The sequence below is a fragment of the Halobacterium hubeiense genome, assembly GCF_001488575.1.
Lineage (GTDB): Archaea > Halobacteriota > Halobacteria > Halobacteriales > Halobacteriaceae > Halobacterium > Halobacterium hubeiense.
In genome coordinates, this window is record NZ_LN831302.1 from 993962 (window position 1) to 1005630 (window position 11669).

Consider the following 11669-nt stretch of genomic DNA (forward strand, 5'->3'; position numbering starts at 1 on the left):
GGGTAGGCGCCGGTATGCGACGCGCCGCCCTCGCCGCCCTCCTCGCGCTCGCGCTCGTGGCCTCGGCCGCCCCGGTCGCCGCGCACGGCAACCACGTCGAGGTCGACAGCCAGCACTCCGCGGACGGCACCGTCGTCGTGGAGGCCGTCCGCCCGCTCACGGACGGCTTCGTCGTCCTCCACCGCGCGACCGACGACGGCGACATCGGCGACCCCGTGGGCCACAGAGCGGTCGACTTCGACGACGGCTTCCAGCAGAACCTCGCCGTCGAGATGGACGACGACGCGTGGGCGGACTGGCCCGCGAACGGGTCGCTGTGGGTGGTCTTTCACGCGGACAGCGACGGCGACGGCGAGTTCGACCCCGGCACCGACGAGCGCGCGTCGGCGTTCGGCGCGACGACCGGCCAGTCGGTGACGCTCGCCAAGACTGACCGGCCGGCGAACGTCGTCGCCGAGCGCGCGCAAGCCCAGCAGACGGCGACCGCCACCGCGACCGTCGACGCCGCCACGCTCCCCGAGGACGGCTTCCTCGTGCTCCGCACCGAGTCGGGCACCGAGGAACGCGTCGTCGGCTCGAAAGCGCTCGACGCCGGCACCCACGAGAACGTCACCCTCGACGTCAGCCCCGATGTCTTCACCGAGAACCAATCGACGGTCGGGCTGTACGCGCAACTCTACGGCGACGACGGCGACGGCGAGTTCGACGCGGGCGACCGTCTCGTGCGCGCCGGCGACAGCCCCGTGAGCACGTACTTCCTCGTCTGGCAGGTCGACGAGGTGTCCGCGACGACCGACGGCCCGGTCGTCCAGACGCCCGGCGACGGCGGCGACGTGGTCACGCCCACCGAGACCAGCGAGGCGACGACCAGCGAGTCCGCGACGAGCGAATCCGCCACGAGCGTCCCCGGCTACGGCGTCGTCCACGCGCTCGCGGCGCTCGCGCTCGCGGCCGTCCTGCTCGGCCGCCGGTAGTGTCGCTACCCGGAGGTTCTTCGGTGGGTGGCCGCTACTCCGGGACGCATGATTGTACTCCACGCCACGTTCCCCATCGACCCCGAGCGCCGCGAGGACGCCCTCGACCTCGCGGAGCACCTCGTCGAGGAGTCCAACCGCGAGGACGGCGTCGTCGACTACCGCGCGGCCGTCGACGTGCAGGACGAGAACCGGATTCGGTTCTTCGAGCAGTACGAGGACGCGGCCGCCGTCGAAGCCCACGAGGAGAGCGACCACTTCCAGCGATTCGAGGAAGCGCTCCCCGAGCTACTGGCCGGCGAGCCCGACGTCCGGCAGTTCGAGGTCAGCGACGTCACCGACGTCGAACTGTAGTCACGGGTTCGGCTCCGGGAGCGCCCGGGACTCCCGGGGCGGCACGAGGAAGTAGCCGCGCCGCCGCACGAAGATATACTCCAAGATGCCGTTGTTGACGCGCTGGCGGACAGCCGGCGTCGCCTCGGTCACGTCCGTGCCGTTCATCGCACGGCGCACCTCCTCGAACGTCGAAATCTCGCGCTGGAGCGACGGAAAGTGGAGGCTCGCGACGGCGCGGTCGGAGCCGACGTCGTCGGTTGACTCGAAGTGCCGGCGCAGCACGCGCACGCTGCCGTCGCCGTCCCGGTTCGCGCGAGCCGCCTTCTGCGCGTGTCCGACGCGGCCGTACTCCCGGGCGTGCGTTTCGATGTCGTCCACGTAGTCGTCCACGCGGCTGTTCGCGCCGAGGTTGTCCCCGACGCCCGCCACGAGGTCGTCGGCGGCGTGGCCGGGGCTGAACAGCTCCATCACGCGCTCGTCGTAGTCCTGTTCGCCGTACCAGTCGTCGAGGCGCTGGCGGAGGTTCGCGACGACCTTCGTGGTGCCGCCAGCGAACGGTCCCGTCTGGATGGTGACGCGGTCCTCGCTGGCCTGATTCTCCCGGAAGCCAGCCGTGAACCCCATGAACAGCGGCGCGTCCTCGGGCACCGGCTCCGAGTCGGGGACGCCGTCGGCGTCCTGTCGCTCGGCGGGCATCCCCGCGCCGACGAAGCCGGTCCGGCGCGAATCGACGGTCAGCACGTCGGTCAGCGCCGCCTCGACGCTCACACCGTTCGCCGTCTCGGTTCGTCCCGTGAGCGCGTGCTCGGCTTCGAGGACGACGTCCGCGCGGTCGCTGGCGAGGTGGACGAGCGCGTCCTGCGTGTCGAAGACCGGGTCCTCGAACGGCGACAGCGGCTCCGGGTCGGGGAGGTCCACGGACTCGGGGAGGGCGGCGTCGAAGCGCCGGAAGTACGCCGGCGAGTACCCGACGGAGAACAGCAGGCCGTCGCTGGACCACTCATAGGCCTCGTCGAGGGTGGCGAGCGCGCGCTCGACGGTCTCGCGGGCCGATGCCGTGGGCGGGCCGTCGCGGTCCAGCGAGAGGTAGAGTAAGCTCTGGTGGCGCGGCAGTTCGACGTTCCCGTACTCGTCGGTGCGGACGTGGTCGTTCCACGCGTGCTGACGCGCGGGCTTGGCGGCGGCGTCACCGCGCGGCGGGGCGTCGTCGCGCGCGAGGTCCACGCACGCGGCGAGCGCGGCCGTCGAGCCGGCGGCGACGGCGGCCTTCAACACGTCGCGGCGCGACCGGTCGGCGGGCGGCATTCGAGCGAGCGTTCGGCCCCGGGCGGCTTGGGTCTACTGGACGCTCGAACTGGACGCCCGGTTCAGGAAGCGGACCGCGACAGCGCCCAGCACGAGGTCGAGCACCGCCAGCACGGCCAGCGCCGGGACGAGCGTGTTCCACATCCCGCCGAAGCCGGTGACCTCGATGACGGTCATCACGTCCTGGCCGAACATCAGCGCGCGCGCCGCGTCGACGCCGTACGTGATGGGGTTGAGGGCGGCGACCGTCTGCACCCACCCCGGGAGGATGTCCAGCGGGAGGAACGCGCTGGAGAGAAAGAGCAGCGGGAACTGCAGGAGATTCACCGCGAGAATCGTGGATTCCTGGTCGCGGGTGAAAAGCGCCATCACGTTCGAGAACGCCGTGAACCACACCGAGAACACGATGCCGACGGCGACGATGCCGGCCAGTCCCAGCCAGCCGGTGGCGACGTACTCGTGGAACGACGCGCCCGAGTCGACGTACAGCAGGACGTAGCCGAGCACGAGGATGATGGTGGTCTGGACGACGATGCGCAACACCTCCGAGAGGGACTTCCCGAGGAACACCGCGCCCCGGTGCATCGGCGACACCAGCACCTTCTCGAACATCCCGCTCTCGATGTCCTCGACGAGGCCGATGCCGGAGGTGGTGGCGGCGATGAGCGACGTCTGCACGACGATGGCGGGCACGAGGTACGTGACGTAGCTGGCGTCCGTGCCGAGGCTCTGACTGATGGCGCCGCCGGTAATCTGGCCGAACACCTCCGTGAACAGCACGAGGAAGATGATGGGGTTCAGCAGGGAGGCGGTCATCACGAACGGGTTCCGCGTCGTCTTCAACACCCACCGCTTGAGGTTGATCCACGTGTCCCGCGCGAAGCCGTTCCCGGACGCCCGCTGCTGGCCCTCGGCGCTCATTCGGCCACCTCCGCCTCCGCGGCGTCCTCGCCCTCGTCGAGTCCTTCGCCCGTAATCGCGAGGAAGACATCGTCGAGCGTCGGGTCGCGGACGTTGAACCCGGTGACGGAGAAGCCGGCGTCGTTCAGCGCGACGAGCAGGTCCGTCCCGTGGCGGCGGGCCGACGCCGACCGGACGCTGAGCCCGTCGTCGGTCACCTCGACGTCCGCGTCCTCGAAGACGCCCGCGTCGGCGGCGACTTCGCGGGCGCGTTCGAGCGTCTCGTCGTCGGCGTCCGCGAACTCGACGTCGAGGACGGCGCCGCCGATCCGGCGCTTCAGCTCGTCCGGCGAGCCGGAGGCGACGATTTCGCCGCCGCGGATGACGCTGAGCCGGTCGCAGAGCTGGTCGGCCTCCTCGAGGTACTGGGTCGTCAGGAAGACCGTGGTGCCGCGCTCGTTGATGCGCTCGAAGTACTCCCAGAGGCGGTTGCGCGCCTTCGGGTCCAGCCCCGTCGTCGGCTCGTCGAGGAAGACGATGGGCGGCTCGTGGACGAGCGCGGTCGCGACGTCGAGGCGCTTCTTCATCCCGCCGGAGAAGTCCTTGGCCTGCTTGTCCGCGACGTCCGCGAGGTCCACGAGGTCCAGCAGCTCCTCGATGCGCTCGCTGCGGCCGTCCGCGGAGACGCCGTACGCCTCGCAGGCGAACCGGACGTTCTCCCGGGCGGTGAGTTCGCCGTCGATGCTCGTCTCCTGTGCCATGTAGCCGATGGACTCCCGGACGGCCCGCGGCTCGGTCTCGACGTCGTGACCGTTGACCGTGACGCTGCCGGCCGTCGGTTCGAGGAGCGTCACGAGCACCTTGATGGTCGTGGTCTTCCCCGCGCCGTTCGCGCCGAGGAACCCGAAGAACTCGCCCTCGGGAATCTCCAGCGAGACGTCGGTGACGGCCTCCGTTCCGTCCGCGTAGGTCAGTTGCACGTGCTGGGCGTCGATTGCGTTCACGGCTGCTCGAACGGAGGCACCACGCATATACGCTTTGATTGAACGTTCATTCAGCGAGGTAGCAGCCGGACCGGCAGGCTCCCGAACCGACGTAAACTATCGTAGAAAGCGCGAGTAACCGATTTTCGGCCGATTGCGGGCAAACTCGAAGCCGCGTCGAAGCGACCAATTCAGTATAGCAATATAGAATTTATACGCTGCCGTTCGAACGTCACGTCAACGAGTACACGTTCGCGAGGTAGACCTCGCGCACCCTGTCCCCCCAGTTGTGCGTGTACGTGTCGATGATGTCGTCGGCGACGTCCCCGCGGAGGTACTTCACGACGCCGCGGTCGCCGGTGCGGTCCCGGAGGTGCGTCGTGAAGAAGTGCCGGAAGTAGTGGGGCGTGACGTTCTCGGCGGCGTCCGCACCGCTTCGGTACCAGCCCGCGCGTTCGGCGTGCTCGCGGACGAACGACCGCACCATCTCCGGCGTGAGTCGCTTCCCCCACGCGTCCCGCGTGCTCGCGAACAGCGGCTCCGCCGGCGACGGCGTGTCCGGCCGAATCGCCAGCCAGCGCACGAGCGCGGCCTTCAACTCCGCGTCTACGGGAACGAGCGTCGCGCGCTTGCGCTTGTTCGACGCGGTCCGCTCCTCGCCGTTCGCCACCTCGCCGCGGCTCACGTCCGGATCGACGAACAGCGTGTCCGGCCGGCCGTCCAGTTGTGCACGCGTCCCAAGGTCGTAGGCAGCCTCGACGGCGGGCGCGTCCAGCGCGAGGTCGCGGACGTCGAGATTACAGAGCTCGCCGACGCGTAGTCCAGTTTTCAGCAGTGTGAGGACGACCGCTCGCTCCAGCGGGTGGGTGATTCCCGCCACGAACGACCGCATCTGGGCTATCGACACTTCGCGCCGAGTCGGGTCCGTGTCGATCGCCTCGTCCATCTCCTGGGTGACCAGCGTCATCGGATTGCCGTCGAACTCCCCGACCTGGGTCATGTAGCTGTAGAACCGATTCAGGTAGGAGGCGTACGTCGCGACCGTGCTGTCGGCGTGGTCGCCGCGGAGTTCGTGCACCCACGCAAGGCAGTCCCGGCGGTCGGCTGCAGCGGGCTCGGTGCCCGTCTCGGAGAGGAACGCCTCGAACTCCCGGAGGACGCGGCCGTACGCCTCGCGCGTGCGCTCGGACTTCCCGTGGTAGGCCATGTCCTCGAGGAAGTACTCGATGGAGTCCTCGGCGTCGTGGCCACGGCCCGCGTCGGCGGCGCGCTCGCTCATCGGTCCTCCCGGCGGACGTAGCCGCCCTGCCGTGGGTCGTGGCGAATCTCCCCGCCCTCGACCAGCGACTGCACTGCGTCGTCGAGGCGGTCCTCGAAGTCGCCTGAGAGCTCCGCGACGAGTTCGTCCCACGACACGACCGCCCCCTCCGAGACCGATTCGAGGACCCGGTCTTCGAGGTCGCTCCCCCCAGGGGTAGCGTCCCCAGAACAACCTTCCTCGTGGTCGTCTAGGAACCCCCGCCGCCCGGCCTGCACCATCGTCCGCAGGTACTCGCTCTGGGACATGTCGAGTTCGTCAGCGTGCTCGCTCCACCGGGACTTCTGCTCGGTCGGCACGTACGTCTTCACGACCGCGCGGTCGTCACCAGCCATACTCCCCGCATCTCCGGCCGGAAACTTCAGTGTTCCCCACGAGCAGATAAGGTGTCTTATCGTCTGGAATAGGGCCCTAAGTGGAGAAAATACAGTACCGCACAGAAGGATTTGTGTATTTAGGGACTGTATGGAAGGATAACCAATTTTCCTCTGTGATACCACATTCCTTGATATAGATTCGGCGTCGGAGCGTTCCCGCGGCACTCGCGAGCAATCAGTTCGAAAATTTCGCAGTTCCTTCCGAGGGCCGAACGAACCGTCCTTCGATACAGCCCGCACTGGTTGACGCACTTCCTCAGAATCCCGGCTCGCGTCGGTCGTCGGCACTGGTGGCTACCCGGCGGATTGCGCCAACGAACTGAGTCGTGTGTCGGTTCGTCCGCGTTCAGTTCGTAGCGCCCGCGGCCCGTCGAAGCTCCAGTCGCGGACTCCTCCATTCGAGTGGCCGATGCGGAGCCTCGGACGCTACGAGAGTGATTCGAGCGACGCGCCCGCCGTCGAATCCCGGCTCAGAGCGGACCACTCCAGTCGGTCCGCGACGAATCGCGCCGGGGCTTCTCGCGGCGTCGAGCCGACACCTAGCCCCGACACCACGGGAGACTTCGCTTCTCTCGGTGGATTGCTTCGCGGGGAACCGGGGGATGTACCTCGTGTGAGGCGCACCGTCCGTTAGAACGGCTCGGCCACGGACTCTCGAACTTCGGGGAACATCGGCTTGAGGGGCAGACTGGGAGTATCACGACTCCCGACGGCTCGAACAGAGATGTACCGGTCCTTCGGGGCCCCAGCCCGGTTCACGCGACGAGATTCCGGTTTCGCCTCGGTACCGCAGTGTGAGTAATCGACACGCCGAGGCCCGATGCCTCGGTTGCTCGGGGGCTCGACAACTTCGAGTTGCAGTCCGGGGCTCCGATACCGCGTAGTTCCCGTCTCCCGACGCAGCAACTCCGAACGTCGGGAATGGAGCGGACGGAAAGACTATGAAAGCTACGATAGGTGGAATAGATAAAATTCTTGGCTATTCTATCTGGTCTCGTTGTGGGCGTCTCGCGTAGCGAGTATCGGTGGCACGAACGAGCTGCCCCGGTCGTGGCGTCCCGGTGGGTCAACTCACGAGAGCCACGGTCGCTCTCTCCGGACGAAGTAATCAGATTGTGTATCACGGGGTACCGCAAAACTCGGCGTTCACGTCGTTCGACTCCCAGCCACCGAACAGATAAATTCTATTCTGCTATATCGAATATTCCTGCAAGCCGTTCCGTACTTTCCATCGAATCGGGCTTCGACGCCCCGCGCGGCGACCACGCAGCGGTTCGCCAGTGTGCAGCCGTTCGTGGACCACGGTTCCCGAACGTATTCGGCATTCGTCCGGTTTCCCGACCGACAACTGCCCGTTCAAACTCCTTAATGTGGTAGTACCCATCCTAATACTGGTCGAACACTAGCCCACACACGGTATTATCGACTAAACGTCAACGCCTAGCTTAATGTAGTTGGTGGTGATTGATTTTCGCGTAGAGATGTGGCCTCACATCCAGAATAGGATCGAATCGGTGGACGAGCAGTTTAGTGAAATCGAATTCGTTGGACGTTCGGATGATAGTGGGGTGGATGCATGGCGCTGATACGGATGACGAAGTACCGGACGCTGTTACTCGCGACCGTCGGGTTCAACTTCTCGTTTCTCATCTGGTTCTCGTTCGCGCCGTTCACGGAGCCGATGGCCAGCGAGTTCGGGCTGTCGCTGGCGGAAATCGGGCTGCTCGCGAGCGCGAACATCTGGCTGGCGCCGTTCGGGCGCGCGCTGACCGGCTGGCTCTCGGACAAGTTCGGCGCGCCCTCGGTGTTCGCCATCGTGTTGGGGTACGTCGGCGTGTTCTCCATCGCGTCGGCGTTCGCGCAGTCCTACGGCGTGTTCTTCGTCGAACGGCTCATCGTCGCAACCGCGGGCATCACGTTCGTCGTCGGCATCCAGCACGTCGCGGAGTGGTTCGAGGAGGAGAACCTCGGGCTCGCGGAGGGCATCTACGCGGGCATCGGGAACGCCGGTGCTGCGGGCGGGGCGCTGATTCTCCCGCGCGTGTTCGGGACGAACTGGAACGGCCCGCTGTTCTCGACGAACTGGCGGGCGGCGTTCTTCTACACGGGCGTTGTCTCGATTCTGCTCGGCGTGGCGTACTTCACGCTCGGGGAGGCCGCCAAGACCGAGGAGAAGCGGCAGGCGACCAAGGACAGCGCGAGCTTCGGCGGCTGGGTGCACACCGCGACGCGGTACGGAACGCTCGTGCTCGCGCTCGCGTACGTGATGACGTTCGGCCTGGAGCTGTCGATGAACGGCTGGCTGGCGACCTACTACCGCGAGGGGTTCGGGACGAACAACCTCGTGCTCGCGAGCACGTTCGCGGCGACGTTCTCGGTGGCGGCCGGTCTGCTGCGCCCCATCGGCGGCTACGTCAGCGACCGGCTGGCGCGCGCCGAGCGCAACATCCTCCCGTTCTTCACGGGCCACTACCGCGAGCAGTGGACGTTCACCGCGATGTCGTTCGTCGTCGTCGCGATGTTCGGGATGACCCTCGCGGGGCTGTCCGGCGAGGTGTTGCTCGCGGTCGCCGCGGGCTTCCTCGTGGGGATGGGGTGTGCGTTCGCGGAGGGCGCCATCTTCGCGCAGGTGCCGGCGATGTTCCCGAACAGTTCGGGGGCGGTCGCGGGCGTCGTCGGCGGCGTCGGCACCATCGGCGGCATCGTCTACCCGCTGGTGTACTCCGCGCAGTTCCTGCCGAACCTCCACGTCGGCTACGCGGTGGTCGCGGCGTCGATGGTGCCCATCCTCGCGTTGACCGCGTGGGTGTTCCAGCCGAGAATCGCCAGCGTCGCCCACGAGGCGGGCTTCGGCAGTTCGACCCCGTCGGCCGTCGAAGCGCCGGGTGACGACTGATGCGGACGGGGCTCGTGCTCGCGGGCGGCCACTCGACGCGGTTCGGGGGCGCGGACAAAGCCGTCGCGCGCGTGGACGGCGCGCCGCTGATTCGCCGGGTCGCCGACCGGGTCGCCGGCGTCACCGACGAACTCGTGGTGAACTGCCGGGACGACCAGCGAGCCGCGATTACCGAGGCCCTCGACGGCCTCGACTACCGGCTGGCGGTGGACCCGGTTCCCGACGAGGGGCCGGTCGCGGGGTTGCGGACCGGGCTCCGGGTGGCGCGCGGCGACGCGGTCGCCGCGGTCGCCTGCGACATGCCCCACGCGGATCCGGCGCTGTTCGAGCGGCTGTTCGAGCGCGCGGACACGGCCGCGGTGCCGCGCGCGAACGGTCACTTGCAGCCGCTGCACGCGGTCTACGGCTGCCACGCGGCGCGTTTCGCGTGCGACCGGACGCTCGCGAACGGGTCCCGGCGGCTGGCCGACGCGCTCGCGCGCCTCGACCCGACGGTGGTCGACGTCGCCGACGAGACGACGTTCACGAACGTCAACACGAAGGACGATTTACTGCGCGTTCGTGGCACACTCGCGAGGTAGCTGGCAAATATATCTGTATAAGGTCCTTTAGCTTCTGACGTTCGTCTGCATAAGAGTTTAATAATTCGATGTTTTCAACGCTGACCTTTATTATCTAGACGAGAGAGTTGATTAGCCGTACGAGACGAGACGACCGTTCGGATATATTCGAAAAACGAGCCCAAACGCACACAACACACGATGGCACACAAGAAAGAGGAGTGGAAGGCCGAGCAGTACGGGGACGAAGTCAGAGCACAGCTCGAGGAGTTCGCCGAGCGCGGCTGGGAGGCGATTCCCGAGGACGAACACGACAAGTGGTTCTCCCGGTTCAAGTTCTGGGGGGTGTTCCACCAGCGCGGCGGCCAGGAGAGCTACTTCATGATGCGGCTGACCAACTGCGGCGGCGTCCTCGAACCGGACCAGCTGCGGGCCATCGGCGAGGTCGCCCGCGACTACGCGCAGGGCCCCGCCGAGAACCCCGAGTTCGGGAACGGCTGGATCGACCTCACGACCCGCCAGTCCATCCAACTGCACTGGCTGAAACTCGAAGACATCCCCGAGATCTGGGAGAAACTCGAAGCCGTCGGCGTCTCCTCGCGCTCGGCGGGCGGGGACACGATGCGCAACATCTCCGGCTGTCCGGTGGCCGGGAAGGCCGACGAGTACGTCGAGAGCCGCGAACTGCTGGACGAGATTCAGGAGGGCATCCGCGGCGACGACGACCTCGCGAACATGCCCCGGAAGTTCAACATCTCGGTGACGGGCTGCCGGCAGGGCTGCGCGCAGGACGCGCTCAACGACGTCGGCCTCGAACCCGCGCACAAGCTCGTCGACGGCGAAGAAGTCCGCGGCTTCAACGTCCGCGTCGGCGGCGGCCTCGGCGGCCGCGAGCCCCGCAAGGCCCGCCCGCTGGACATCTTCGTCACGCGCGAGCAGGCCTACGACACCGTGCGCGCGTTCGTCGAACTGTACCACGAGGAGGGCAACCGCGAGAACCGCTCGAAGAACCGCGGGCGCTTCTTCGTCGACGAGTGGGGCACCGACGAGATTCGGGACGCCCTCGACGACCGGCTGGACTTCGAACTGGAGCGCGCGGGCACCGACTTCCGCGGCGAGTACACGTACAACGCCGGCAAGCCCACGGAGCGCGGCGCCCACGACCACGTCGGCGTCTACGACCAGAAGGACGGGCAGAACTACGTCGGCATCAGCGTCTCTCTCGGTCGGCTGCGCGCCGACGAAGCCATCGAACTCGCGGACCTCGCCGACGAGTACGGCAGCGGGGAAGTCCGGCTGACGCGCCGGCAGAACCCCATCATCACGGACGTCGCGGACGACGACCTCGACGACCTGCTCGCGGAGCCGCTGCTCGGCAAGCACAAGCCCGAGCCCAACCCCTTCGAGCAGGGCGCGATGGCCTGTACGGGCACGGAGTTCTGCTCGCTGGCGCTCACGGAGACGAAGGCGCGGATGGCGCGCCTGCTGCGCTGGCTCGGGGACAACGTCGAGGTGCCCGACGACGTGGACCGCATCAAGATGCACTTCTCGGGGTGCACCGCGGACTGCGGGCAGGCGATGACCGCAGACATCGGTCTGCAGGGGATGCGCGCGCGCAAGGACGGCGAGATGGTCGAGGCCGTGGACGTCGGCGTCGGCGGCGGCGTCGGCGAGGAGCCGACGTTCATCGACTGGGTGCGCCAGCGCGTCCCCGCTGACGAGCTTCCGGGGATGATTGCGAACCTCGTGCGGGCGTTCGCAGCGCTCCGCGAGGACGGGCAGACGTTCCGCGAGTGGGTGGAGGCGACCGGCCACGAGACCATCGTGGAACTCGCGGAGCCCGAGGAGGTCGAAGGGTACACCGACCCCTGCCTCTACGACGCCAAGCAGTCGTGGTACCCGTTCGCGGAGGGGGACAGTCCGGCGCCGACCGCCGCCGACGGCACGCCGCTGGCCACCGAGAGCGATGACTGACGACGCGGCGGCCTCGACGGCGCCGATGGACGTCGCGCCCGAACTG

At 67.6% G+C, this 11669-nt stretch carries 10 protein-coding genes; 5 read left to right on the forward strand and 5 right to left on the reverse strand.

What is annotated here, in order from left to right; genetic code table 11:
* The first annotated feature begins 14 nt into the window (after positions 1-14).
* Positions 15-974, forward strand: coding sequence for a DUF7282 domain-containing protein (locus HHUB_RS05125; protein ID WP_059056516.1), 960 nt, complete (start codon positions 15-17; stop codon positions 972-974).
* Between the two features lie 48 nt (positions 975-1022).
* Positions 1023-1328 (forward strand): putative quinol monooxygenase, encoded by a 306-nt coding sequence (locus HHUB_RS05130; protein WP_059056517.1) that lies wholly within the window; start codon positions 1023-1025, stop codon positions 1326-1328.
* On the opposite strand, the gene HHUB_RS05135 is transcribed toward HHUB_RS05130, so the two are convergent.
* The 5 genes from HHUB_RS05135 to HHUB_RS05155 form a co-directional block, all read right to left on the reverse strand.
* Positions 1329-2615, reverse strand: coding sequence for a DUF7405 family protein (locus tag HHUB_RS05135; RefSeq protein ID WP_059056518.1), 1287 nt, complete (start codon positions 2613-2615; stop codon positions 1329-1331).
* A gap of 33 nt (positions 2616-2648) precedes the next feature.
* The gene (locus tag HHUB_RS05140; protein WP_059056519.1) at positions 2649-3536 is read right to left on the reverse strand and encodes an ABC transporter permease; all 888 of its coding nucleotides are present in this window, start codon (positions 3534-3536) and stop codon (positions 2649-2651) included.
* The gene (locus tag HHUB_RS05145) at positions 3533-4519 is read right to left on the reverse strand and encodes an ABC transporter ATP-binding protein (protein ID WP_059056520.1); all 987 of its coding nucleotides are present in this window, start codon (positions 4517-4519) and stop codon (positions 3533-3535) included. Before HHUB_RS05145 ends, HHUB_RS05140 begins: the two co-directional genes overlap by 4 nt.
* A 211-nt stretch (positions 4520-4730) precedes the next feature.
* A complete protein-coding gene (locus HHUB_RS05150; RefSeq protein WP_059056521.1) occupies positions 4731-5777 on the reverse strand; it encodes a tyrosine-type recombinase/integrase in 1047 nt (348 codons plus the stop codon).
* Positions 5774-6151 carry a DUF5805 domain-containing protein gene (locus HHUB_RS05155; protein ID WP_059056522.1) on the reverse strand — a complete coding sequence of 126 codons (378 nt, stop codon included), beginning with the start codon at positions 6149-6151 and terminating at the stop codon, positions 5774-5776. The genes HHUB_RS05150 and HHUB_RS05155 overlap by 4 nt, the downstream gene beginning before the upstream one ends.
* Before the next feature lie 1618 nt (positions 6152-7769).
* Between HHUB_RS05155 and HHUB_RS05160 the strand changes: the two genes are divergently transcribed.
* The 3 genes from HHUB_RS05160 to HHUB_RS05170 all read left to right on the forward strand — a co-directional run bounded on the left by HHUB_RS05160 (position 7770) and on the right by HHUB_RS05170 (position 11623).
* Entirely contained in the window at positions 7770-9089 is a 1320-nt protein-coding gene (locus HHUB_RS05160) for an MFS transporter (protein ID WP_059056523.1), read from the forward strand.
* Positions 9089-9670: a molybdenum cofactor guanylyltransferase gene (locus HHUB_RS05165; RefSeq protein ID WP_059056524.1), complete on the forward strand. Its 582-nt coding sequence runs from the start codon at positions 9089-9091 to the stop codon at positions 9668-9670. Before HHUB_RS05160 ends, HHUB_RS05165 begins: the two co-directional genes overlap by 1 nt.
* A gap of 180 nt (positions 9671-9850) precedes the next feature.
* A complete protein-coding gene (locus HHUB_RS05170; protein ID WP_059056525.1) occupies positions 9851-11623 on the forward strand; it encodes a nitrite/sulfite reductase in 1773 nt (590 codons plus the stop codon).
* The last annotated feature ends 46 nt before the right edge of the window (positions 11624-11669 follow it).